Origin of the sequence: Sulfitobacter sp. SK012, from assembly GCF_003352085.1 — a bacterium.
Taxonomy (GTDB): Bacteria; Pseudomonadota; Alphaproteobacteria; order Rhodobacterales; family Rhodobacteraceae; genus Sulfitobacter.
The window spans coordinates 1,125,683-1,149,778 of the sequence record NZ_CP025804.1 but is presented as its reverse complement, the minus strand read 5'-3'; the positions used below and the strand labels follow the sequence as shown (position 1 = coordinate 1,149,778).

The window sequence follows — 24,096 nt, the reverse complement described above, 5'->3', positions numbered from 1 at the left end:
CCGGGGAAACGATTGCCGCCCCCCCGGCCCGGCAATTAATTAGGACGGCGAGTACCAAATAGGTGACGTGTATGCACGTTCTTGATGGATTAGCTCAATGCCTTCTGGAAGTTCAGCACCGAGGCGCAATTGGTCATACAGCACCCACCGAGGTGTCGGAATTTCAAGAACCCGAACGTAATAGAATGCGCTCTCAGCAGCATCAAAATCGGGGTCCGTCCATACTGAAATCAACTCGGATGCACCAATCGTGTTGGTCCAATTTGCGGCTTCAATGTCGACCGTGTTGCCCACGGGTGGCAGTTTGCCGTCGGCATCAGGTTCCCGATCTCCAGACCAAACGACATCGTGCACTTTTTCCTGCAGGTTGCCATCGGCGTCCATCCACCCTTCGACAATTTGAACGCGATCAAGGTTTGCGCCGATAGGATCGCGCAAAGCGTAAGTCAGGAATGTCGGTGCTTTCCCATCTGGTGCTTTTGTCAGGTCTCCCCCCATTGGCACGCCTTTTTCGTAACCAACAAATGCAAGTTGACGGCTGCGCAGGTCAACTTCATCAAATTCCCAACCACCAAAGAAACGTACTGCCATTCGCGATCCAGTGGTCGCGTAGGTTTCCTTGCGCTCCATTGCATCAAAAAGCGCGGCCCGCGTATTTTCGGTTGCCCATATACCCTGATAGCCCGAAGCAAGCAGCGTATCGCCTTCAATGGCACCAAGCGCTGATTTGACAAATGGGTGCGATACACGACTTTTCGAAGGTTCAACACTCGTGGATTTGCCGAAAAAGTTCTCCTCTTCAGCCGTTGGCAAGGATGTATGCGAGTCGGTGGCACCTATCATCCCGAACTTGTAGGGGTTGGTGCCCAGCTTCTTTTCGAGCATCAAACCATTTTTCAATGCTTCGCGTGCATATTCACGCGGCAGCATTTCTGGAGTTTTAAGTTCAGTAATATCGAGATTCGCGACATCCCAAGTCCCGTAATCGGCGAATTCATCGTCAGGAGACACTGTTGGATGGGTCTCGCCGTCACCCTTTATCTGTGTGACTTCGTAGAGCGGTTCCCACTTTGCTCTTAGTTCTACATAGTTTTCATCAACCACACCGCCGGCATAGGTTCCTTCAACTGGGAACATCCACCCATTCGACAAGTTGCCGTTATGTGCAATGGCCAGTGCTTGGCCACCAGTATTCGCCTCGTAGTCTTCGAGCCATTGATACAGGTCCAGCGGGTCTGTCGTCCCCAGCGGTGCTTGGGTGGTCAGTGGAATAACTTGCCTTGCCCGTGGTCCGCCGTCGCGCAGGACAACGTTGCGGTGCAGGTTGAAGCCTTTTGGAACTGACGTCCATTCGTACCCAATGAACGCCGTGAACCGATGTGGCTCGTTAAAGCGTTCGGCAGCGTCGATAATTTTTTCCCAGACACCATCGTAAATGGGCGATCCGGGGCTGTACGCCTCTACCAAATCTTCTGGAACTGTCCCCTGAGAGAAGTTACCAATCAGATCAAAGGCAGCTTTGGCCGCATCTTCTCCACCTTTCGCAAAGCCCTCTGCCCACTCTTTGCCCTTCGGGTCCGCGAGGATATTTGGCGCACCATTCTGGATGTCAGTCGCGATCCCCATCAAGTCGGAGTGGTCGGCAACAACCAAGAAATCTAGCGGGCGGCTGAGCTTCAAAGGTTGACCGGTTGATGTTGTAATCTCTTCACCACGGGCAAGGCGATACGCCGTATCTGGTCCTGTCGTATTGCCGAACAAACCTGCATCAAGAGACAAGCCCGTGTGTAGATGGGTCTCACCCCAATAAAGGTTGCTAGGAAAGGACCGCTTGGCATACGGCGAATAGGCCTTTCCAGGATAAATGCTCCCAAGGTGCTGCAACGACACTAACTACACCCATCTTTTGGAAAGAATGGGTCAAAAAGAAACGTCAATGCTGAGCTCACAATTCTGATGCGAGTGTATTCAGCTTGGCCGCTTGCATGGGTCGGTTCAACACGCGAGCGCCGGGACAATCGAGATTCTTTCATATGCATTTAGGTTACTGGCGTTGTGCTCGACACTCAATCCTTTTGGTAACCGTACTTCCCTCCCGCCCATTTCAGATTGATCTATGTCAGCCACGGAACAGCTCGGTTCTGGCGGAATAGATTTGAGTCGATGACCCTGGTGCATGAAGCCCGTTGAGACCGATAAACGGGCCCATTCTGGTGATATATTCTAGGCTTGGTCGAAGACAACGGAAGCTCCCGCGTATTTTTGTGCAAGATTCGCGTTCAGAAGGCATCCATTGCGAAAGCAGTATTCTGGAGAATGATGTGCTCAATATACGCAACAATTTCCGGTGGCTAAGACGTTCAGCAGAATGGACTAAGAGCCTAGGGCAGATGATCTCGCCTAGTCGTACATCTCCTTGGATGCGACTTAATGCAGGTCACGCTGAACAGCGGATGCTTGGCATCAGTTTTCCAAACGTTCATTTGTCACAAGGATTTTGGCTTGCATTGAACTACAAATTTTGAACTTGTCGGTTCATGAGCGAGACTTGGAAAGAGATGCTGACCCGGCTTTACACAGGGTCCAGCCTACAAGCGCGGCGATTTCGCCTTGCGCTGATCAGCTTCGACGCGCTCACCATTATTCTGTTCATCGTCACCGCTCCGCTTCCAAAAACGCCCGCGTTGAATGCCCTTATTCTTCTGGTCGGGGCGGTAATTTTGGTAGATTTCTGCGCGCGTTTATGGATTTCGGAGGATCGTGGTAAAACGCTGCGCCAACTCTATACGATCGCTGACATGATCGTTATCGCGTCACTCTTAGTGTCGCCCTTCATCGATGAAAGTATCGCGTTTTTACGCATCTTGCGCGGTCTAAGATTGATCCATTCTTACCATCTGTTGCACGATCTGCGCCGAATGAGCCCTTTCTTCACTAAGCATGAATATGCAGTGGTCGCGGCCGTGAACCTTTTTGTTTTCGTGTTCTTCACAACCTCCGTCGTGTTTGCCTTTTTTGTCGATAAAGCAGCTGGGTTCGAAGGGTACATAGACGCCCTTTATTTTACAGTGACGACGCTAACGACGACCGGCTACGGAGACATTACGCCTGAAACCATCGGTGGAAAGTTGTTTTCGGTGCTGATCATGATCGTTGGCGTGGCTCTGTTTGTGCAGTTAGCAAGGGCAATAATCCAGCCAGCAAAGGTCAGCCACAGATGTAAGAGTTGCGGGCTTTTGAAGCATGATCCGGACGCGGTTCATTGTAAGCACTGCGGCGAAGTCGTGCAGATTGAAACGGAAGGTTTAAACTAACGCGCGACCGCCCACGATGCGTCAGAGCTACAGCGGCCATTTTATCTGCTTTCACAAAGTCCTCAGACGCACTAGGCGTTCCTATCTTCGCATTCTGGGGCAAATCATGGCGCAAAAAGCTACCATTTATAAAGTTGAGCTTTCCGTAACTGACATGGATCGTCACTATTATGAGACCCATAAACTGACCGTTGCCAAGCATCCCTCAGAAACGGATGAACGGTTAATGGTGCGTATTCTCGCTTTTGCACTGAATGCCCATGAACACTTGGAAATGACTAAGGGTCTTTCGGCGGATGACGAGCCAGACATTTGGCGAAAAAGCCTGAGTGGTGAGCTTGAGTTGTGGATCGCGTTGGGACTTCCGGGCGAGAAGGTCGTTCGTCAATCCTCTGGCAAAGCCAACGATGTGATAGTCTATTGTTACGGCGGCAGGACGGCTGAAATGTGGTGGGAGAAGATCAAAAATAGCACCACTCGGTTTGACAACCTTCAGGTGGTAAACCTATCCGAGAACGAAACCAGCGAACTAGCGAAACTGGCAAGCCGTTCGATGAAGTTGCAGGTTACTATTCAGGACGGCGATGTGATGGTCAGTGTTGATGATAGCATCGTTTACGTAACCCCGGTCAAATGGAAAACTGCCGGTCATTGATCGTCGATCGGCTCACAAGGCGCCTATGAATTTCGTATGTAGAACGCTGCTCAGTTGACCGATGGCCCTCTGTGTTGGCACGCTTGAACCGCTCTGTGACGCCCAACTTGGTCAGTTATGGCTGGCTACATGTCCAACAAGGTTGCCGTCAAGAGTATAGCTTTGACCAGCGGTCCAACCATTTGCACTCAAAGCATCCCGCACTTGATCGCTGCTTACGTGTTTGTCACGAGACTGCTTGTTGCAAGTAACGATCATGACTTCCTGCTCTAGCTTGGAGTTCTTAGCGAGCCAGTTCTTGAGCTCTTGCACCGAAGAGATCTTTATCCGCCTCAGTTTTGGTATCATCGTTGCCTGCAATCCAGTGAGAGTCGTTGTTCTTAATAGGCTGAAGCGGCCATTGGCGCAAACCTCGAACAAGGTCGGCTTTGTTCCGCAATGCAGACCCTAATGCATGACGCTCTCGAAAGCCCGCTTCGAGCCGCTAGTGTGCCACCCTGTGCGGTTCTTGATCAGACATAATGCTTGCGGATGTCAGTCGAAAAAGCACCCCGGATAGCCATAGCCCCAACGCCAAGGCAGGCCAGAGCAAGGGCTACCGCCAAAGCGAACGGAGAGAAACATCGCCTTTGCAATTGCATCGTAAGCAAAGTCCACGTCTTCCGGCGACATTCCATAGAGCAGGTATAGAGCGTTCTCGCGTTCTGCTTGACTGTTCCGCACACACATCATCAATTTATTGTCCGCCAGCAGTCGCGCCTCGAAGCTTGCTTCGGCACCCAGGTCGCCACCAGCCGAGTGATAGGATTGGTCGTGTGTCACACAGCAATCTTCCCAAGGCGGGTTTTCCATGTGGGCTTCAGCAAAACTGGGAAAGCGGATGGATGCGATACTCCAGCCTCCAGATATTCCACCGCTACATCCGTCCGTCGTGAACGGGCCCAGCTCTGTTTCAGGATCACGCTGGACCTTCTCCAGCGCCCGTTGTGACGGCATCTCGACTGCGCGCCGAAATGCAGTGGTTTCGGTGTCTTGAGCTGTGGCCTGCGCGGCGCTAATCCCAGCAAGCAGACCAATTGCAATGAACTTACGGAGACGCATCGCTGTAACTAGACCAATCAAAGTTCCGCCTCTGTCAAGGCTATGAGACGCGCATTTCGTGTCGATAAAGGATGAAGCTGAATTCCACCTGTGACGGGGCCTGTAAACGTCGCTATATGCTTCATAGCTCTGTGACAACTGTTTTTGGACGCGACACTGTCACGATGCCAGTCCGACCAAATCAGACCGCTAAGCATTTAAGATTAAATATAATTTTTAATTTATTGCTGCCCAGTAAGAGATAATACGTCACCCCTAGGCTGTCTTGCCAATGTGCTGGGCCGCTAGACACATCAATGTCGCGGTACTTTTCGCTAGGTGTTTAAGGGCATTGTGTGGAGCCCATTTTTTTGAATTGGATGAAATATTGCAAATATTGATTAAGATCGCCTCGGAACCAACCGTTCCAGCGCGTGAGATGCTGCCCAAGGGATATCGGTTTGTTCCGATGCGCCTCTTTGCTTATTAGGCTGGGCTGGCCGTAATGCCGACACGGATGAGAACCAAAGTCTTTGGGATACACAAATTTCCGGGGTAGATAATCATCTTCGCCGCACGCTCGCCTAACTTGCGGCCTCCAATATTTGAACCATTTCCCCATGTGTGAGCGGGAACGGATTGCCTTTCATCGAGGACGCATTGGCGGCGGCTATAGCGACGCTAGAATGGTCTTCTGAAGAAAGCCCTAAATCATCTAGACCGCGCAGGCCCAACCCTTTTGACCACCGTCTGAGCTCAACTATCCCGCAGCCCTCCCGACCGTTGGCAAAGTGAGTGTCGACCAACCCCAGCACCCAACTTATCCGTTCATGAATGTTGGTGTTCTTTTCCGCTTTTCGCATATGGCTGTCCAAAACGGCGGGCAGCAAAGTTCCACAAATTTCGCCATGTGGCGTGTTGGTCATGCCTCCGATCACACCAGCAAATCCATGAACGGCACCAAGCCCCGCATTTGCCAAAGCCATACCACCGCAGGTGCTGACCCAAGCCATCGCATCCCAACTGTCGGGGTGATCATTTTCGACCACCTCGCGCAGAACTTCTAGGCCGACCGGTATCGCCGCACGGCAAATAGCATCAGTCATCGGGTTGGATTTGACACTTAAGAATGGCTCAATCACCTGCGTTACAGCGTCCAAACCGGCTGCAAGGGTCACATCTTGGGGCGCGCCCTGCATCAGTCCTGCGTCAACGATTGCAATCTTTGGGATCATCCTTTGATCGCGCAGGCTGATCTTTAGGCCATGTTCCGGCACTGAAATGACAGCGTTTTTGGTTACCTCCGCACCTGTTCCCGCCGTCGTAGGAAGTGCGATCATGGGGATTGGTGGATGCTCTAGTGCGCGGCCATCCCCCACGACTTCCAGATAGTTGGCCGCAGGTCCACTGCAGGGGATTAGGGCTGCCAGTGCCTTAGCAAAATCGATGACTGACCCGCCTCCCAGAGCAATTACAACTGCGGGTCGAAAGCCGTCAAACGCGACCAAAGCGGCTTGGATATCTGGCAAGGACGGCTCGTTTTGGCAACTGATTGTCTTGATTGATAGCCCAGCTTCTTTGCATGAGGTCACCAGCCATTCAGCTCGATTGGCATTCGCCCCATGAACCAAAAGGGCGGAGTTGCCAAAGCTCTTGGCTAAGGTCGAGGTTTGCTTGCTTTGGCCGCGCCCAAAATGGATGGTTTGGGGACTGGAAAATGAAAACATCTATCTTTTGCCTTTTGATGTGAGGGCCGTGATCCGAAATATTTTGCCCATATCAGCGCCCTTGCCTAAGTGGAGGAGCTTGACCACCCAGTCTAGCCATTGGGCTTCGGAGAACGTCTGCTAATCCAGTAGCAACAATATTACTTTTTGTGGCACCGCGCACAGCATGTTTTTGCTGCTTTTTTTGCATAGGTTGGTCCGCCATACTTCGTATGGTGATCTATATAGTGAGACGCGCGCGGTCCGGCACGTAGTAGACTTGCGTTACGGCCTGCTTTGGTCAAGTCTTGCCAAAGATAGAGGTCAAAGCAATCCGTTCTTAGAGCGCCGTTCAATTAGGAGTGCATGAAATGACAGATAAAAACACGGTTAGTTTCACTCAAATGAAGGACGGCACAGCAGAAGACTATGCAATGCTTGAAAAGCTCGAAAAACCCTACTTGGCTTTGACGGCTGACCGCGTGTTGGATGAGTTGCGCCGCCAAGGTGACGTATCGCTCGAGGGTTACCACATCAGCCGGCTGGAACATGGGCTGCAATCGGCCACGCGGGCAGAACGCAGCGGGGCGGATCTTGACTGGGTCGTCGGCACATTGCTGCATGATATCGGCGACGGACTGGCCCCGCAGAACCATGACCGTTTTTCTGCAGAAGTGATCCGACCTTTCGTTCGATGGGACGTTGCATGGGTTGTCGAACATCATGGAATTTTCCAGATGCTTTATTACGGGCATCATTACGGATGGGACAGAAACGCGCGGGATCAATTCAAGGATCACCCTTGCTTCTCAAGCTGCTCAGAGTTCTGCGAACGTTGGGATCAGTCCAGTTTTGACCCCGATTACCGCTATGAAAAGCTCGAACACTTCGAACCGATGGTGCGGCAAGTCTTTGCGCGCAAGGCCTATGATCCAGAGGTGATCCGCGAAGGGTTCGTCTCCCCCCTCGTAGCTGCCTAACGAGCGCTGGCAGGTAAATGCGAACTGGTTTCTGCAACGACAATCAGGCTGTCCTTTAGAGGCCGCTTCAATTGCCATGGTCGTGGTTTGAAAAACACTTCACTCTGGGTGGTATTTTCAGGGTAAGCGCGTAGCGCAGGTGCGCGAGGGTCATTCCAGCGGTATTTTGGCACCCAAGAATATGCTAAGATATTTCGTGTTAGTTTTACCAAATTGTGCCCCCAACACTGAGTTGAAGGGTGTAACTCACCGAACAGCTTAACCTCACCCGACCTATAGCAATCACGTGTCGAAAGCCGTCACTCTATGATGCGAACGGGGGGCAGATCATATGTCCGGTCCAAAATACTCTCTCCGGGGCCATAGTTGCGCAATACCATCCAAAAGGGGCCGTCAGGGGCAGGCAACCAGTTCGATCGTGCTTCGGGTTTGGGCGGCTCTGCGCTGATGTAGAGGGTCAGAGATCCGTCGTCCGCCGTGACAACACCTGGAGTAGCGCTGCCAATGGAAAACCTATCAATCGCGTTGGCAACTAAAAGCCGTTCGGGCAGGCGATACATCGTCATGGACCAAAAGAAATCCACCGGTGGCAGTTCGCCTTTCGCAAATGTCATTTCATAGGAGGCTTTGGATCCGTCCAACGGGTGGCCCTGATCGTCCACGACCCGGTTGAGGTACACGGATACGTCCTTAGTATTGCCGAATATCCCGACATAAACACCCAAGGCGCGGTCTAGATACCGCTGCCCGACTGCACTTCGAGGGCCAAAGAGTTTTGTGCCATCTGTCAGCTGCCCTGCTTGCGCCGCCAAAAGGGCGCGCGCATCGTCGATCCCAGCCTGCAGCGTCGCTTTTTGTGTGTCGTCTAGCCCCTCAATATCAAAAGGTTGCCCACTTTCAATTCCAAGCATAGCCAAAGCCGAATACGCCTCAGTATCCACATCAAGTCGTTCGACAAGCGGTAGCAGCCGAGCGGCATGGGTCCAGTAACCCAGTTCGAACTCCGCACCTTCTTCCCAGCCTAACCAATCGATAGTTTCAGCCTGTTGAGGGGCCGGTTGCCCCAGAAATGCACTCAGGGGCTCCAGCACATATCTCTGCTGGATGCGATCCAGATCACTCGGTTGATCAGAGCCCAGGACCTGAGTGCGAGTCAACGTCCCTAGAAAGGACGTTTCACCTTGAATGACCCGGTCGATCCCCTCTGGCAGATCGCCCTCCCAACCAGGCACGACAAGCATGACGGAAACGCCATCATTGCCGTCGTTTACAGAGCCAGCATTATCCAGCACATAGCCCCACAGATCATCCCACTGAGACGTATAGAACCTGTCAGCGCCGATCTCAGGCATCGTCAGCACCCAAGGCTCAGCGCGCAAATCCACCCAAGCGTAGGAATAGGGCGTGTCATTGTTGGGGGTGACGATATCGTTGTCTTCTGGAGACGCGACACCAAGATGCAGCCATTCGCCCATTCCGCCTGCGTAGGACGGCGACCCCTCTTCGATCGCTTGCAGGTACATCGTGCGGTACATCATCACCAAAGGATAAGTGAAGATATAACTATCGCGTGCTGCAATGCGCAGGTCAGTGCTCTGGGCTTGAGCCCCTGCGCCCATCGTTGCGGCAAACAATGTGACTGACAGTGATTTCAGTACTTTTGACAAAATCCGGTTTCTCCTTGGAGGCATTGTCAGAGCAAAGCTTTGAGGCCGCCTGCCCTGCTCTAATTCTCTAACAGGCTGAACAAAAATCCATATTTGGCCGACCTCTCGAAGTATCAGCGAAGGAAACCAGCCTGAGATCCGCGCAAAAAGTATAGCAAGTGATCTTAATCTGACAATGCTAGGTCTTGCCGTTCACCGTCACAAACATCTTTTCAGGGTGCCGGTGTCCCCGCGATCATCCATCCCCTAAAAGTGCGCTCACACCTCAAGAAGCGTCGCGAGCGCGCTGCGCGGCTGCGCAACATCTTCCAATGTATAACTATCAAGCGTGGCAAAGAATGCCTCCTGCGCTTGGGCAAGCGGCCCCCTCAACCCGCAAGCGTTCAGGATCAGGCAGGACTTGTTGGTTCCGAAACACTCCACCACTGGATCATTGCGCTTCATCGCCCGAACGACATCGCCAATGCTAATCAGGTCGGCACTTCGCCCAAGGGTCAGCCCGCCATTGCGTCCACGTTCGGAAATAGCAAAGCCTTCGGCAACAAGCTGTGTCGCGACCTTGGACAGGTGATGTTCGGACAAATTGTAAAGCAAAGCGATCTGGGATGTGGGGATGCGCGCGGGCGTCCTCACGGCCAGTGTGATCAGGATCCGCAAAGCGTAGTCGGTAAATTTGTCCAATTGCATGGTACTATATTTAGCATTTGAAGTGCGCAATTAAAAGCGCTAGATAATACGTATCTAGAATACCGATTAATGGAGATTCTCATGACACTTTCCGAAGCCTTCCTGTGGCCTGGCACCAAAGTTTGCGAAAAAATGGGCGTCGATCCTGAGGGTGAGGCAGGGTTGCTGCGCTGGATGGTCAACACGCTTGTCTATCTTGTGGTCAGCTTGGCTTTCGTCTGGATCTTCGTGGTTTGAGCATTCCGCCGCGCATTCCGGTCACTGTGGACCAAATTCAAAAAGTCGTGGCACAATTTTACGCCCAAGTACGTGTTGACCCAGTGCTTGGGCCCGTCTTTGCAGCGCATGTGACAGACTGGCCGCCACACGAGGCAAAGATCGAACTTGTCTGGCGAAATGCGCTTCTGCTAGAGCGGTGTTACAACGGTAATCCGATGCAAGTTCATGCCGCTGCGGGCAACGTCAAAAGCGATCACTTTGCGGTTTGGCTTTCGCTGTTCGATGCGGTCCTTGAAAAAGAACTACCACCGCCCCTCGCCCAAGCATGGTCAGCGCTGGCCCATAGGATTGGGCGCGGCCTGAGCTACCGCCTCCCTTCGTCATGCGCTAAACATAAAATACCTGATCTAAGCTCGATTTAGATCAGCTTAAACATATGGCGCACTACCCTTCGTCCGATACCATTCGCATCCCCAAATGCGCAGGTGTCGCACCGACGGCGCAACCTCCTCTGGCGGGATCACGGACAAGATACGACATGACAGCCTCATGCTCTCCTCCCATGATATAAGCGGGGCAACGCGCGGGATCGGTCTTGGTGCCCTGCCCGCTGGCACCGGCATAGCAATCTTGGGTCCATTCCCAAACGTTACCGTCCAGATCCTCAATGCCGGCCGACGTCGCGCTAAACGCTCCACTCGGACGCAGCGCGCGCCCGGTTGCATTGGCCTCCATTAAATAAGCCGAGGCCCACGTCAGGGACGGATCCGTAAAGATCGGATCGGCCTGTTGAGGCATCACCTCCTGTGCAAGCTCGGTCCATTCATCAGCAGTGGGCAGGCGCCACGCCGTATCACTGTTCGCATTTATCCAGTACAAGTATTCCATTGTATCGGGGTAGCTTAGGCCCGTTGCAGGGTAATCCACGTCCTTGTCATGGGCCTTAAGCTCCAGAGTGCATTGACCTGCGCCATGGCATGCCTGCCACTGTGCCACAGTCACTTCGCGGGTTTGCACGTGCAAGCGTTGTCCGTTGCCCATGGCTACTGTTTTCGTGTGAATATCAGGTCCAAATGCACGATCGGGGCGGTGCATTATCTGCACCGCCCCGATTGCCAAAGCGACGCCCACAAGCAAGATCATCAGGCTCTTTTTGGACATCGCATTGGTCATTCATTTATCCTCCGAGAAGTTTCAGGTCGCGAATTCCCGCGGCTCTGAGACCTGCTCCATCAGAGAATTGTCCCACTCTCCATCGACCACGAAATGCGCGGTTGCACCAAGTAACGCCGCCTCGATCAAGTTGTGGTTCACATAGGCATAGACGCCTGGTTGTTCGAATGTGTACATCGCCGCCATTGCAGTGCCGCCCCGTACAAACCATGTCTCAAGACCGGTTAAGGGAGCCTCGCTGAACGACGTTTCCCAGACAAAGTTACCGTGTCCACCGATCAGGTGCGGACGGCTGTCGCGGTTGGCCTGATTGTGGATCATCAGCACAGTCTCACCGACATTGAAGCTCATCGCGTTTTCGCCGGTAATCGCCCCAACCGCCCCGTTAAAGACACAGTGGGTCGGGGTAAGCGTGCGCATCGCATCAAGGCTGTCAGCATAGTCATCGCCCGCCGCCTCGTAGGCGATATACTCGCCGTCCGCATCTTTGGGCAGATAGTAATCCTGCTCGCCGATATACGCGATTTTGTCATAGGTCAGCTGATTGCCGTCACCGTCCTTAAGCCCGTCACGGGGCAACACCATCACCGCACCGTTCATGCCGTGCGTGACGTGATACGGGATCATCGCGCCACCTGGGGCACAGTGATAAGTAAAGCAACCTGGCTTGGTCGCTTTCCAGCGCAGCACAGTTTCTTCGCCAGGGAAAACGTGGGTCAAACCACCACCGCCCAGCGCGCCAGTTGAGGCGTGAAAGTCGATGTTATGCTCCATCATGCTATCCACAGGGTTGCGCAATGTCAGTTCAACCATGTCGCCCTCGTGGACGATAATGAGCGGTCCGGGCACAGAGCCGTTGTAGGTCAACGCCCAGACAGAGGCACCTGTATCTTCGTCCACCACCATCAGACGTTCAGTGGTTTCCAAGGTGATTTCGACAATCTTTGGTCCACCGGTCGCGACTTGTTCATGGACAGGGGCATAGGGCGGCGCGACCATCTCTTGTACGACCCGGGTATAGGCCGACAGGTCCGCTGGTTTTGCAGTGCTGTCTGCGGTTTGCTGCGCTGCGGCCTTGTAGAGCTTTGCTGAGGTAGCATTGGCAATATCAAGTTTTGGCGTGCGGGTGCGGGCCATTGCGCCAGTCCCTGCCAGCGCCGCAGCACCAGCAAGGACGGAACCGCGCAGAACGTTACGGCGGTTGGTTTTCATAAGGCCAGGGTTAATGAGCTTTGACATAATATGGTTTCCTTCGATGAGGGTGGCGGGACCAGAATGGCCCCACACTTGGGCTTTCAAAGACCGGCTAGGGCCTCTTCAAAGTTCTTTTTGGCTTTCTTGGGCAAACGCCCCTCCAGAAAGCTGTCTGGTGCGGTGGTTTCGTCACCAACAGCGATGACCATCACCATGCCCATCGCAAAATGCGGCTTGCATTTGACACCGAAAAACCCAGGCTCGGTCAGGGTGACTTCGATCTCTTCGTTGATCTTGCCAGAAAATTCGGTGGCACCCTCGGGCATCATGCCGTCAATGCTTTCGGCGTTGTGGCCCTTGTCGGAAGCCAGAAACTTGACCGTGTCACCAACAGCGATACGCAGAGCGGCAGGTTCAAATATCATGCGCCCCCCTTCACCCTTGTTCAGCATCTTGACCTCAAAGGTTTCGGCTGAGGCGATGCCACCAAGGGCAAAGATTACTGCGGCGGATGTCAGTAGTGTGCGAAACATTTCATTTCCTTTCGAATGGTTCGGTGTTGCCAATAGGGTTAACGGCCACGCAGGGCGCGAACGTTGCGCAAGAGCAAACTTCAGATCGGAGTGGGGGAAATCGCTTGAATACTGGCAATTTGCGTCGGTTGCCCTTAGACACAAAGCACCGCGGTATCGGGACATCACTGTGAATAAATTAGACGAAAGCCTGCTATCGCCTTTGCCACCGTTCTCCAAGTTGGATCGGCCACAAATAAAATCAATTCTGGACCGCGCAACCAGCCGTCGCTTTGACGCGGGCACTGCTGTTTTCGACGAAGGTGCGCCGTCCAACAGTTTCTATCTGCTGTTGGACGGGACGATCCGCGTGGTCAAAACGACACCGGACGGGGAACAAGTCACTGCCCTACACGTCCCCGCAGGACAGCTGTTTGGAATAGCACCAGCTCTCAGGCGCGATACCTACCCTGCAACCGCCATCGCCGCATCAGAGCTGTTGACCCTATGCTGGCCGGCGTCGCTATGGGAACAATTTGTAGCGGATTACCCAGGATTTGGCGCTGACACCTACAAGACGATCGGAGACCGCGTTGCCGAAATGAACAACCGCATCATCGAGATGTCGACACAGCACGTCGAGCAACGCGTCGCGCGCGCATTGTTGCGGCTTGTAAACCAATCAGGCAGGCAAACCGCCGAAGGCATCGAGATCAGCTTTCCCATCACGCGGCAGGATGTGTCTGAGATGACAGGCACCACCCTTCATACGGTGAGCCGCCTCTTAAGTGCTTGGGAGAAAGACGGGTTGGTCAGCAGCAAACGCAAAAAGATCATCGTTTGCGACGCTCACCGTTTAGTGGTTCTGGGTGGTGCGTAACTAACGACCAGCCGCTGCGTGCAATTCTGCTCGAAATGCTGCTTCGTCCAGATCATAGGCAACGCAGGCGTCAATAACTGTGTGAAACGAACTGACAAAACAACCGATGCACAGCATCTTGTGGTTTAAGAAAACAGCGATGGTCTGCGGCCAAAGCGACATCAACATATCCAGCGACAAATCAGGATCGTCTAAGCTTTGCTGTTTCATAGCGCTTACTCTCCTGTCTTACCCTTTGACTAACCGCTTCAAGCCAATCAAACGTTGTCCCTGCGCAAACTTCGGGCGCAGCCGGGCCGATCAATATGTGATTGGAGAACCAAGGGATGACCGAAATCCTAAAGAAAACGGAATAAATCTGGGCAGTGCATTGAATTGGGTCCGTTACTGATCGTGGTCGCTGTGATCACCTTGGCGGGACCGCTCTTGGTCTAATTTGTCGCGCAATCCTCGCGCTCTCGAACTTCGGAGCAATTCATACCCGTCATTCCACAGCAAATTCTTCCAGAAGGCGGTGCACTTCACGCACCGGAACACCGATGTTCGCGCCCCCAAATTCAGGCAGTATCGCGGCATTTACAGCAACCACATGACCGTTGCGATCCAACGCCGGCCCGCCACTGCCGCCACCGGTTGTTTCCGCATCATAGATAACCGCCTTGTTGGTGATCTGTGCTATGATGCCCCGACTGGCGAGAGGCGCAATTCTGTTTTGCTCCGACAAACGCGTTGCGACCATCCAAAAATCTGTTTCGCCCTTCTCTTGTAATGTGGTGAGAAAATCAGATCCTGCCTGCGCCAAGAGGGCACGCAGGCCAGTAGCAAAGCCCATAACGATGACCTCATCTCCGATTTCCGGCACGCCTTGTGCTAGAGTTAGCCCTCGGTCTTTTGTTGCGGAGGCTGCGATTGATAGCAAAGCTAGATCAGCGCTTTTGCTGGACGCCAGAAATTCTGTTTCAAACGGCATTGGTAAACCAGGCAGGAAGGCCAAGAGCTTCAGCATCTCTGGTTCAAGCCCGCTTCGTTCGAAGGCCAGCAGCTGATCACTGTTTGTCCAAGGCAAGGCGACATGCCGGTTGGTCACAAGCTTACCACTTTCCTTGAGCAAAAAACCCGTGCCGGTGAACTGGAATTCAATGGGCTCTCCCTTGCCATCAATGTCCACCACCGGCTTACCAAAAGGCGTCTGCATAGGTGTCCCGTCCGAACTCAGAACATGGCGCAGCAGTTTGCCGCTTTCTGCTTGCCTCAACCCATACGCGCCCTGCAGGAACGCCACTGACGCGGTCGATGCGCTTATGACACGGGCAGAAGAACCTTGGCGCTGTTCGAGCGAATCAAGCCGCTCAGCATTGGTATTCAGTTGCAGGTCAAGCTGCTCTCGCAACTCCGCAAGCTCGCCTGCGCCCAGCGCCTCTTGGCGCGTTTCGGCAAGGGCGATTGTGATGGCTTCAAGGCGCATGGCCTCTTTCTGGATCCTCTGCTCCAATCGAATGTCACTGCGATACTGCCATAGGACAAAGGTGGTCAGAACCATCAGTGCCAAAATAACCGATAGTCGAAAAACGATTGTCGTTTCCAACAATATCCGCCTCAAACTATCGAACAGCGCATTCGACAGACGCGGTCCAATGGGCCGACGGCTCGTGCGTGCGTAGGCAACCGCATCACTCAGGATTTCTTCAACCGGCCAACTGGTGGGAAAGCTATTGCCGCACAATCGAAACCGCGACATCGGCCCATCTGTTCCAAACTCGATCATGTCACCATGCAAGAGATGCGCTGTCTCGATTTTGCGCCCGTTCACCCAAATGTCTGAACCAGACAAGGCTTCAATCTGGTATTCTTCGCCAGACCACGACAATTGGGCGCACGCAGTAGAGCTTGGCTTTGAGGAAACATCCCTATCAGCCTGCAACATTCGGTCCGCCCCAATCGACACCCGCGAGGTACCGGACGAAAGCCATGTGATCCGACCACGCGACGGGCCAGTCAGGTTCTCCAGAAACGCGCACACATCGTCATGTCCTGAATGAGGAACGTCGCCTGACTCTGTTTTTACATCATTTTCCAAACGGTATCCTCTTTCAGAGTTTTCCGGACTGGCGCTGACCGTTATACCGCATCAAGCAACATCGGTCCAATATGTGGCCGGCTATGCCGATTGTGGACGGCCTCAAACAAGCGACGCGCCTAGCAAGAGCGCGACACAAAACACAGCACCTGCAGTCGGAAATACAATGTGTACCGTAAACGCGTCAGCAGGCGCAGGAACGCCTTTGAGCTTAAACCACACAAGTGCGAGATTGATCATCACAAAGACGCCAAGAAGCACTTCGGAAGAGGTCTCTGCCAACGTGCCTAAAGGCGTAAAGATCGCCAGTACCAAAACGGCTGCTGCAACAAGGACCGTTGCCCTAAGCGGCGTTTTCGTGCGCGGTGAAACAACACCGATCCAAGCGGGCAGCCGCCCTTCTTTTGCCATTCCGTAGGCAACACGGGCGGCCATGATCAGGATAATAACGACACCATTCATCGTGGCCGTGATCGCAACAAGGGTGATCATTAGCGGGGGCAGCCCAGTCAGGCGTTCAAACAATAGGCTGATCGGTGCCGAAGTGCCGGTCAGGTCTTGGACAGAGACATTTTGCGCCGCTACAAATGAGACCAGCACATAGAGCAAAGTCACAATCATCAACGTGATCCCAATAGCCCAAGGCATAATTTTCTTTGGGTTGTTAGCCTCCTCCACAAGGTTGACGACATCGTCAAAACCTATGAAGGCGAAGAATGTGATCATGCTGGCCGCCAGAACGCCAGACAATGCAGACACGTCCGTCAACGGCGGCATCAGCGCTGCTGGTAACGCGCTGAGGCTGTCAGGCTCAGCGGTCAGCCCGAAATAGACGATGACAAGAAGGCCCAAGATTTCCACCAGCGTCATAGCCCCCGCGATGGCCACGGATTCGCGAATACCCCACGAAGCAATCGTCGCCATCGCAACGACAATACATGTAACCAGCACCTCTTCTGGCAGGTTTACCAGTTCTCCGAGGTAGCCCGCAGCCCCCACAGCGATTGCTGCCGCTGCGATCATCGCCTCAACCAGAACGGCAAGGCCAACAATGATTGTCAGCCAAGGGAGGCCAAATGATTTTTCAACATACACCGCTTCGCCCGCAGCCTGCGGCACCCGCCCGGACAATTCGGCGAAAGATGCGGCCGTAAACCCCATCACTATGGCAGAAAGTAGAAATGCGGCAGGCGCATAAGGGCCCGCGCGCACGATCGTTTCACCAACAAGAACATAGATCCCGGCACCAATGGTGACGCCAAGACCATATAAAACAAGACCGACCAGGCCGATCGAACGCTTGAGATGCACAGGCTGTGCAATTGACTGTTTCATGTTCTACCCCGCTTCGTCCTACAGCCTATCGTTGCGTTGCGCGATCTATCTTGATTTCGCTCAAGCCACCGGCGATCCGAACAATGGGTTGGTAAGGTCTAAAAAGGGGTAAGGTTTCCGAAATCTGTGTCCGGCTACTCAGTCGGCCGATAGAACCTGCGTAACCCATTGCGATTAATGAAGGCTATAAAAAGTGAACTGCGTCGATCAACAACACGTGGCTCAACTCTACCTTTTGGAGAAATAGTCGAGGCCGCACCATCTGATGGTCTTTCAGCCAGTAAAGATTGCTCTTCATACCTCCAAACATTTGGAAGATTGAATCGCGCAGCTATGCAAGCCTGAGCACATTCAATGGGTCCAGACCCTAGATGCCCCAAAAGACGGCGTAGGGAACGGCGCTCCAATTAGCTTGCGCAGTGGGTGGCATACAAGGAGCCACCCACTGTGGTGTTTATTCTGCGGGTGTACTGACCGTCTGCCCCAGGGCGCCTTTGATCCGCTCTCGAATGGTCTGCAGCAGAACATAGAGTATTGGCACGATGACGATGCCGATCACGGTCGCGCAGAGCATTCCGCCGAAAACGGCAATGCCGATCGCCTTTTGACTTGCTGCACCAGCGCCTGACGCCACAACCAAAGGCACAACCCCCAGAAGGAAAGACAGCGCTGTCATCATCACAGCGCGAAATCTCTGTCGCGCCGCTTCTAAGGCCGCTTCGCGTATTGAGGCACCGCCTGCGCGTTGCTCCATGGCAAATTCGACAATCAGGATCGCGTTTTTCGAAGCGAGGCCAATGAGCATGATCATCCCAATCTGGGTATAGAGGTTCACATCCCCCGCTGTGATCAGAACGGCCGCCAATGCGCCAAACAAAGCTACAGTTACCGAGAGCAGAATACCAAATGGCATGGTCCAGCTTTCATACTGAGCAACAAGGAAAAGGTAGGCAAAAATGATCGCCGCCGCCAGGATTAGAACCACGGTGTTACCAGCGCTGAGTTGCTGCTGAGCGGTCCCCGTCCATTCATACCCATAACCAGGAGGAAGCGCGGTAACTGCTTCTTCCTGGAGAACCTGAATTGCATCGCCTGTAGAAAATCCAGGTGCCGGTACGGCTGTAACCGTGGCCGAACGAAACAGATTGTATCGGTTGAGAAGCACCGGACCGAGGATTTTTTCGACGCTCATCAACGTCGACAATGGAACCATTTGCCCGTCCGAGGTACGCACGTGCAAGCGGCCGATGTCATCGACATTGTCACGGTAGTTACCCTCCGCCTGGATCATGACCCGGTAAACCTTGCCGTAGAGGTTGAGGTCGTTCACATAAATGGAGCCCAGATGAGCCTGTAGTATCTGAAAGACTTCGCTCACCGAGACGTCGAGGGTCTGCGTTTTTTCCCGGTCAAGGTCGACAAAAAGCTTCGGGACATTGGCGCTGAACGTCGTATACGCGCGGGCGATCTCAGGCCTTTGGTTTGCGGCATATACGAGGGATCCTATGGCGGCTGATAGATCTGTAGCCGTACCGCCACCGGTCTGTTGAACCTTCATTTCAACGCCTGCGCTCACACCTAGCCCACTAATTGGGGGCGGGTTGAAGGCGATTACATTGGCTGAAATTTCCTGGCTGGCGATTCCAAAGATCTGTGCAAGGACCCCGTTCGCGCTCAACTCCTGTGTCGGGCGCTCCTCCCAGGGGGTCAGGTTCACGATGATCATGGCACCGTTCGAACCTGCGCCATTCAGAAGGCTGGTCCCGTTCACCTGAACAGTACTAGATACTCCGGGAATTGCGCGAATTTGTGCATTCACGCGATCCGACACAACCTCGGTTCGTTGCAGCGATGCCGCGTTTGGAAGCTGAATGTCGACGAAAACATAGCCGTTGTCCTCTGATGGCAAGAACCCCTTGGGCAACCCTCCCATCATCCAACTCGAACCGACACCGAGCACGATCAGGATCACAAACCCCAGTATGGGAAGTCGGACCATGCGGCGAACAACGCCCACATATGTGTTCCTCGAGCTGTCAACGACCTTTTCAAATGCTGCAAGCAACCCCTTGGGTGGGCCCGAACGCGGCTTAAGCACAATTGCACAAAGGGCTGGCGACAACGTCAAAGCATTGACGGATGAGATCACAACGGCGACCGATATGGTCACGGCAAATTGTGAAAACAGCTGCCCTGATATGCCTGGCATAAAGGTAACCGGCACAAAAACGGCCAACAAGACAAGCGTGGTAGCAATGACCGGCGTGGTGATTTGGGACATCGCCTTTGCGGTTGCTTCAGGAGGACTTAGGCCTTCATCCGCTATGATACGTTCTACGTTTTCGACCACGATGATCGCGTCATCCACAACAATCCCAATTGCGAGAACCAGCGCGAAAAGAGATATCGTGTTCAGTGTCATCCCCAACACGAGCAGAAACGCAAAGGTGCCAATAAGCGAAACTGGGATAGCGATCGCTGGGATCAGCGTAGCGCGGAAGTTGCCAAGAAAGACGAATACTACCGAAATAACCAGAATGAATGTCAAAATGAGCGTCGAAACCACGTCGTTCAGAGATTGCTGAACGAAATCGGTGCTGTCGAAAGGTACCTCATAGGCCACATCCTCTGGGAAGGCGCGAGAGAGCCGCTCAAGTTCAGCGTAAACACCCTCGGCAACCGCCAAAGCGTTTTCGCCCGGGGCCTGATAGACCGCCATCACAGTCGCAGGATTACCTTCATAGCGTCCGGTAACCCCGTAGGAGCTTGAGGCAAGTTCGATCCGTGCAACATCGCGCAGACGCAACACGCTGCCTGAATCACCGGTTCGAATGATAATACTCTCAAACTCTTCGACAGTTGAAAGCCGGCCTTGAGCCGTTACCGTATATTGAAACTGCTGCCCGTCGGGAATTGGTGGTGCGCCAATCTGCCCAGCAGATACCGTTAGGTTTTGTTCACTGATCGCGGTGATTACATCCGAGGGCGCGACCCCCAGTCCCGTCATCTTGTCAGGGTCCATCCAAATGCGCATGGCATAAGCAAAGTCTGTTAGCACTTCAGCCTTGCCAACACCGGGAACCCGCGCAAGTGCGTCCTTGAGGTTGATTGACGCATAGTTTGACAAGAAAACTTCGTCATAGGTGTTATTTGGTGAGAAAAGCGTGGCAACGAGCAGCATGCTGGTCGAAGATTTCTCTGTAACAACACCTGTCGAAGTGACTTCTATGGGCAGCCCGGACGTTGCCTGCGTAACGCGGTTCTGCACATTCACCGTCGCAATCGTAGGGTCCGTACCAACGTCAAATGTAACCGACAAACTGTAGGTGCCTGAATCTGAACTGTCCGAGGACATATAGATCATATCTTCGACACCGTTCACCTCGGCCTCAATGGGCGCAGCCACCGTGTTCTCAACCGTTTCTGCATCTGCCCCGATGTACGTTGCCGTGACATTGACGACAGGCGGCGTGATGTTTGGAAACTGTTCAACCGGGATGACAGAATAGGCAACGAGACCCATTAGCGTCAGAACTGTCGAAATGACGATGGCCATTTTAGGCCTTTTAATGAAGACGGTCGACAGCATTGGTCAGTTCCCTTCGGTGGTGCCGCTAAGGACAGCATTTACTTCAGCACCAGGGCGAACCCTTTGAAGTCCCTCAACGATAACACTCTCACCGGCGCGCAGTCCGTCAGACACAATCATCGCGGACTCAACTTGCGGTCCAAGGACAATGTAGCGTTGTTCCACGAGTTGCTGATCTGTAACCACCAACACGAAGTCGCCGCGCTGATCGCGCTGAACAGCGTTTTGCGGAATGAGTACGCTCAGCGTCGGCTCCAACGCTTCGATGATGACCGAGACAAAGCTGCCGTCTAGGATCATCTGACGCTTGTTTTCAAACTCAGCGCGTATTGAAATCGTCCCCGTAGATGGATTGATTCCGTTGTCGATAAAAACAATCTCGCCAGGCTCGTCCAAGATTGTCCCATCCGACAAGCTGACAAGTACATTTGGCGAAACATCATTTGCCAGTAGAGCTTCCATCCCAGTATCAAGCTGTTCGACCACCCGCAGCAGCTGTGGTTCAGACAGCGAAAAGGTAACGTACATTGGAGATTGCTGTACCAAAGTTGATAGTGCGCCGCTGGTAGGTCCGACCAGCGCACCAAGACTAACCGATGATTTGCCGATACGCCCATCAAATGGCGCTTTGATTTCAGTGCGTTCAAGGTCTAGTTCGGCTTTTTGAAGTGCTGCTTGGGTGGCAGCGACGTCAGCTTCAGCAACAGATTCATTTGCCTCTGCTACGTCCAGTTCAGATTCCGAAATAACGTCCCGGCTTAGCAGTTCCTGCTTTCGTTTCAGCTCGATTTGGGCGAGCAAAAGGTTGGCTTTTGCGCGTTTTATCGTTGCACTTTCAGCTGCAACTGCGGCTTCGTAGCTGGCCGGATCAATGGTATAGATCAGATCGCCTGCTTTTACGGCCGTGCCGTCTTCCACAACGATTTGTGTCACGGTTCCTGTGACTTGGGGGATCAAGTCAACCTTTGCAGAGGCTTCACCCCGCCCGACAAAAGTTGTTTCGCGCCTGATTTCCTCACTGTAAGCCGCTGCAATCACGACCTTAGGCTTTTCAGCTCCGCTTTGCTGCGCTTGCGCCGGTAGCCCTAGCAGGCAGGTTGCGGCAAGCAGCGCGGCACCTAGTTTCATCTGCCACATTCTATGTGCTGGAAGCTTTCTCTTTTCGGTCATGAACTTCGCCCGCTGTTGTTTGAGTTGAACTAGCTTTGAACTATTTGGGTTGCAGACACAATGTTCAGACTGTCTGGGTTTTGTTGCACAAACCGGCCTGAGGTTGGATTTTTCCCTTACCCCAGATGGCTGCGTCCTACGGTAACAGCCTACAGTGTACCTAGCGGTGTAAAGCCGTTGAGGATGACGGCGCGGATTTGGAGCTCTGACCTAATGGTCGAAGTCGCGCGCGGACACGCGTTGGCCAAGTAATCCAACACACTGCACCTTCGCCTCAACGCAGCTTAGGTGTTGGTATTCAGCTAACCCCGCCACTATGCGCACGCCACTATGTTGAGCATCCAACCGTTTCGTTTTTGGCCCTCGCCCACTGAGTGCCAGCTTCCAGAACTTGGCGTTCTTGTGCAGTGGCCTCCCGACCCGCAATTCATCTTGGCATGTTCGCGGGTCGTAGGCACCATCACCTGTGACGCTACTGATGTCTTGGTCTGGCGTGATCTGTTTGAGTTGGGCTGGCAACATCGTTGCGTTTCCGACAATGTCAGCTCCGCTGAGTGAAGCCATTTCAAGTCTAAGCTGACAAAATGCGTTTTTCTGATAGGCTTCTAATTTGAAAGGTTCCGATCACAAAATATGCCAAAACCATTCATCTCTACGCGAACCATGGTTGGCCTCCAACAAGGGTTGGATTCTTCCGTCGGTCGTCGAGCTACAGACACGGCAATGATGGACGAAGATATACCTATTGCAGCGTTCGAGACACGCCGCGCCTTTATCCCCCAACTTAGTCAGCTTCGATTTTTTGAGCGTGTCGCCCGAAAGAGTGGTGTTGAAAACCTCGTCTTTTCACTTGGCCATGACGCAACAATCGACAGTTACGGGGTTTTCGGGCAGTACGTGGCTTCCTCCGACAGCTTCATTGATGCCTTACAAATTACTCGGGACTTGATGCCTTATCATTCTTCGCATGATCGGCTGTCGATTGACCAAGACAAGAATGTGCTTCGGCTCAATTATCACGCGGCCGTCCGGAACGCCGAAGGATACCGCCATTACGCAACCCTCGCTGCAACAGTGATGCTGAGCATTGCAAAGCCATTCTTTGGGAATGGATTTCGCCGAGCTATCGAATTCAATTTTGCGAAACCGCGAAAAATCACTCCATACGAGGACCACTTTGGCTGTGATGTCTTTTTTGACCGGCCGGAACTTTCGGTCGTTTTCGACTTGGAGGCCGCTGCGCAAAAACGAACGAACGGCATCGAAAAGTCGGTAACGCTGGGGGATGTCGCGCGGGACGCTATATGTCCAGCTCCAAGAGATTTGGTAAGTGCCACAGAGGCGATTGTGCGCGCAAGCATATCAAGTGCGGTCAGCATCGATCAGGTTGCTTTTAGGCTGGATTATTCAGAACGCACCTTACGTCGCCGGCTGGAAGAATGCGGCACGAATTTCAGAGATATCGCGCAGAAGGTACGAATTGAGACCGCCCAAGAACTGATCTTTGAAGGCAATTTGACGATCGCAGAGATTTCCAAACGCGTGGGTTATTCCACACCTTCGCACTTCATACGCGCTTTTCGTCAACTGAATGGGCTGTCGCCATTACAGGCGCGTGCCATCACAGGTTCGTGACTTTTTTTGGCCGCAAATGGTTAGCAAACCTCTGCGGTCCCTAGCCATTTACGCCAATGATCTAGATCGTAGGGGCGGTCGGCACAGCGGTCCCTTGCTTACGACCTCTGGCGGCCACAGCAACGTCGGCCGCGCCTACTTCATCCTTGGCGCTATGAGTTGTTACAAGAAGTACGTGCGGCAGGGGCGTGTTGAAAACCCATGCCGCAGAACAGGAGAACTG

21 protein-coding genes are annotated in these 24,096 nt (G+C 53.2%); 7 read left to right on the top strand and 14 right to left on the bottom strand.

Annotated elements, in window-relative coordinates:
- Positions 1-39: 39 nt before the first annotated feature.
- The gene (locus C1J03_RS05770) at positions 40-1,890 is read right to left on the bottom strand and encodes a DUF3604 domain-containing protein (protein ID WP_114884573.1); all 1,851 of its coding nucleotides are present in this window, start codon (positions 1,888-1,890) and stop codon (positions 40-42) included.
- Between the two features lie 647 nt (positions 1,891-2,537).
- Here C1J03_RS05770 and C1J03_RS05765 point away from each other — a divergent pair.
- Both C1J03_RS05765 and C1J03_RS05760 read left to right on the top strand, forming a co-directional pair.
- Entirely contained in the window at positions 2,538-3,314 is a 777-nt protein-coding gene (locus C1J03_RS05765; RefSeq protein ID WP_114884571.1) for a potassium channel family protein, read from the top strand.
- Positions 3,315-3,420: 106 nt separating this feature from the next.
- Positions 3,421-3,969: a YaeQ family protein gene (locus C1J03_RS05760; protein WP_114884569.1), complete on the top strand. Its 549-nt coding sequence runs from the start codon at positions 3,421-3,423 to the stop codon at positions 3,967-3,969.
- 111 nt (positions 3,970-4,080) lie between these two features.
- Here the strand turns inward: C1J03_RS05760 and C1J03_RS05755 are convergent, their stop codons facing one another.
- The 3 genes from C1J03_RS05755 to C1J03_RS05745 form a co-directional block, all read right to left on the bottom strand.
- Complete coding sequence (locus C1J03_RS05755; RefSeq protein WP_114884567.1) at positions 4,081-4,317, bottom strand: hypothetical protein; 237 nt, start codon at positions 4,315-4,317, stop codon at positions 4,081-4,083.
- A 186-nt stretch (positions 4,318-4,503) separates the two neighbouring features.
- Positions 4,504-5,091: a hypothetical protein gene (locus C1J03_RS05750; protein WP_254694188.1), complete on the bottom strand. Its 588-nt coding sequence runs from the start codon at positions 5,089-5,091 to the stop codon at positions 4,504-4,506.
- Positions 5,092-5,633: 542 nt separating this feature from the next.
- Positions 5,634-6,776 carry an iron-containing alcohol dehydrogenase gene (locus C1J03_RS05745; RefSeq protein ID WP_114884563.1) on the bottom strand — a complete coding sequence of 381 codons (1,143 nt, stop codon included), beginning with the start codon at positions 6,774-6,776 and terminating at the stop codon, positions 5,634-5,636.
- A gap of 350 nt (positions 6,777-7,126) precedes the next feature.
- Here C1J03_RS05745 and C1J03_RS05740 point away from each other — a divergent pair, with 350 nt between their 5' ends.
- The gene (locus tag C1J03_RS05740) at positions 7,127-7,735 is read left to right on the top strand and encodes an HD domain-containing protein (protein ID WP_254694187.1); all 609 of its coding nucleotides are present in this window, start codon (positions 7,127-7,129) and stop codon (positions 7,733-7,735) included.
- Between the two features lie 299 nt (positions 7,736-8,034).
- On the opposite strand, the gene C1J03_RS05735 is transcribed toward C1J03_RS05740, so the two are convergent.
- Both C1J03_RS05735 and C1J03_RS05730 read right to left on the bottom strand, forming a co-directional pair.
- Positions 8,035-9,402: a DUF1254 domain-containing protein gene (locus C1J03_RS05735; protein WP_162798458.1), complete on the bottom strand. Its 1,368-nt coding sequence runs from the start codon at positions 9,400-9,402 to the stop codon at positions 8,035-8,037.
- A 258-nt stretch (positions 9,403-9,660) separates the two neighbouring features.
- Positions 9,661-10,089 (bottom strand): RrF2 family transcriptional regulator, encoded by a 429-nt coding sequence (locus tag C1J03_RS05730; RefSeq protein WP_114884559.1) that lies wholly within the window; start codon positions 10,087-10,089, stop codon positions 9,661-9,663.
- Between the two features lie 81 nt (positions 10,090-10,170).
- On the opposite strand from C1J03_RS05730, the gene C1J03_RS25540 reads away from it, so the two are divergent.
- Together C1J03_RS25540 and C1J03_RS05725 are read left to right on the top strand one after the other, a co-directional pair.
- A complete protein-coding gene (locus C1J03_RS25540) occupies positions 10,171-10,326 on the top strand; it encodes a hypothetical protein (RefSeq protein WP_174234442.1) in 156 nt (51 codons plus the stop codon).
- A complete protein-coding gene (locus C1J03_RS05725; RefSeq protein WP_114884557.1) occupies positions 10,323-10,730 on the top strand; it encodes a group III truncated hemoglobin in 408 nt (135 codons plus the stop codon). The genes C1J03_RS25540 and C1J03_RS05725 overlap by 4 nt, the downstream gene beginning before the upstream one ends.
- Positions 10,731-10,752: 22 nt before the next feature.
- Here the strand turns inward: C1J03_RS05725 and C1J03_RS05720 are convergent, their stop codons facing one another.
- Genes C1J03_RS05720 through C1J03_RS05710 form a run of 3 tightly spaced genes read right to left on the bottom strand, consistent with a single transcriptional unit; the run spans position 10,753 to position 13,208 of the window.
- Entirely contained in the window at positions 10,753-11,481 is a 729-nt protein-coding gene (locus C1J03_RS05720; RefSeq protein WP_174234441.1) for a formylglycine-generating enzyme family protein, read from the bottom strand.
- A gap of 21 nt (positions 11,482-11,502) precedes the next feature.
- Positions 11,503-12,720: a copper-containing nitrite reductase gene (gene nirK / locus C1J03_RS05715; protein WP_114884555.1), complete on the bottom strand. Its 1,218-nt coding sequence runs from the start codon at positions 12,718-12,720 to the stop codon at positions 11,503-11,505.
- Positions 12,721-12,776: 56 nt separating this feature from the next.
- On the bottom strand, positions 12,777-13,208 hold the full coding sequence (locus C1J03_RS05710; RefSeq protein ID WP_114884553.1) for a pseudoazurin: 432 nt from the start codon (positions 13,206-13,208) through the stop codon (positions 12,777-12,779).
- A gap of 169 nt (positions 13,209-13,377) precedes the next feature.
- Here C1J03_RS05710 and C1J03_RS05705 point away from each other — a divergent pair, with 169 nt between their 5' ends.
- The gene (locus C1J03_RS05705) at positions 13,378-14,067 is read left to right on the top strand and encodes a Crp/Fnr family transcriptional regulator (protein ID WP_114884551.1); all 690 of its coding nucleotides are present in this window, start codon (positions 13,378-13,380) and stop codon (positions 14,065-14,067) included.
- On the opposite strand, the gene C1J03_RS05700 is transcribed toward C1J03_RS05705, so the two are convergent.
- The 5 genes from C1J03_RS05700 to C1J03_RS05680 form a co-directional block, all read right to left on the bottom strand.
- Positions 14,068-14,277: a hypothetical protein gene (locus C1J03_RS05700; RefSeq protein WP_114884549.1), complete on the bottom strand. Its 210-nt coding sequence runs from the start codon at positions 14,275-14,277 to the stop codon at positions 14,068-14,070.
- Between the two features lie 274 nt (positions 14,278-14,551).
- A complete protein-coding gene (locus tag C1J03_RS05695; RefSeq protein WP_114884547.1) occupies positions 14,552-16,144 on the bottom strand; it encodes a trypsin-like peptidase domain-containing protein in 1,593 nt (530 codons plus the stop codon).
- A 102-nt stretch (positions 16,145-16,246) separates the two neighbouring features.
- Entirely contained in the window at positions 16,247-17,479 is a 1,233-nt protein-coding gene (locus tag C1J03_RS05690; protein ID WP_114884545.1) for an APC family permease, read from the bottom strand.
- A 454-nt stretch (positions 17,480-17,933) separates the two neighbouring features.
- A complete protein-coding gene (locus tag C1J03_RS05685) occupies positions 17,934-21,068 on the bottom strand; it encodes an efflux RND transporter permease subunit (protein WP_114884544.1) in 3,135 nt (1,044 codons plus the stop codon).
- A 3-nt stretch (positions 21,069-21,071) separates the two neighbouring features.
- Positions 21,072-22,238, bottom strand: coding sequence for an efflux RND transporter periplasmic adaptor subunit (locus C1J03_RS05680; RefSeq protein ID WP_114884541.1), 1,167 nt, complete (start codon positions 22,236-22,238; stop codon positions 21,072-21,074).
- Positions 22,239-22,961: 723 nt separating this feature from the next.
- Between C1J03_RS05680 and C1J03_RS05670 the strand changes: the two genes are divergently transcribed.
- Positions 22,962-23,873 (top strand): AraC family transcriptional regulator, encoded by a 912-nt coding sequence (locus tag C1J03_RS05670; protein WP_162798457.1) that lies wholly within the window; start codon positions 22,962-22,964, stop codon positions 23,871-23,873.
- The last annotated feature ends 223 nt before the right edge of the window (positions 23,874-24,096 follow it).

Excerpts from the sequence above, each read along its gene's own strand:
- C1J03_RS05765 (WP_114884571.1), top strand. The coding sequence starts at position 2,538 with ATGAGCGAGACTTGGAAAGAGATGCTGACCCGGCTTTACACAGGGTCC.
- C1J03_RS05760 (WP_114884569.1), top strand. The coding sequence starts at position 3,421 with ATGGCGCAAAAAGCTACCATTTATAAAGTTGAGCTTTCCGTAACTGAC.
- C1J03_RS05755 (WP_114884567.1), bottom strand. The coding sequence starts at position 4,317 with ATGATACCAAAACTGAGGCGGATAAAGATCTCTTCGGTGCAAGAGCTC.
- C1J03_RS05745 (WP_114884563.1), bottom strand. The coding sequence starts at position 6,776 with ATGTTTTCATTTTCCAGTCCCCAAACCATCCATTTTGGGCGCGGCCAA.
- C1J03_RS05740 (WP_254694187.1), top strand. The coding sequence starts at position 7,127 with ATGACAGATAAAAACACGGTTAGTTTCACTCAAATGAAGGACGGCACA.
- C1J03_RS05730 (WP_114884559.1), bottom strand. The coding sequence starts at position 10,089 with ATGCAATTGGACAAATTTACCGACTACGCTTTGCGGATCCTGATCACA.
- C1J03_RS25540 (WP_174234442.1), top strand. The coding sequence starts at position 10,171 with ATGACACTTTCCGAAGCCTTCCTGTGGCCTGGCACCAAAGTTTGCGAA.
- C1J03_RS05720 (WP_174234441.1), bottom strand. The coding sequence starts at position 11,481 with ATGACCAATGCGATGTCCAAAAAGAGCCTGATGATCTTGCTTGTGGGC.
- nirK (WP_114884555.1), bottom strand. The coding sequence starts at position 12,720 with ATGTCAAAGCTCATTAACCCTGGCCTTATGAAAACCAACCGCCGTAAC.
- C1J03_RS05710 (WP_114884553.1), bottom strand. The coding sequence starts at position 13,208 with ATGTTTCGCACACTACTGACATCCGCCGCAGTAATCTTTGCCCTTGGT.
- C1J03_RS05700 (WP_114884549.1), bottom strand. The coding sequence starts at position 14,277 with ATGAAACAGCAAAGCTTAGACGATCCTGATTTGTCGCTGGATATGTTG.
- C1J03_RS05690 (WP_114884545.1), bottom strand. The coding sequence starts at position 17,479 with ATGAAACAGTCAATTGCACAGCCTGTGCATCTCAAGCGTTCGATCGGC.
- C1J03_RS05685 (WP_114884544.1), bottom strand. The coding sequence starts at position 21,068 with ATGCTGTCGACCGTCTTCATTAAAAGGCCTAAAATGGCCATCGTCATT.
- C1J03_RS05680 (WP_114884541.1), bottom strand. The coding sequence starts at position 22,238 with ATGACCGAAAAGAGAAAGCTTCCAGCACATAGAATGTGGCAGATGAAA.
- C1J03_RS05670 (WP_162798457.1), top strand. The coding sequence starts at position 22,962 with ATGATGGACGAAGATATACCTATTGCAGCGTTCGAGACACGCCGCGCC.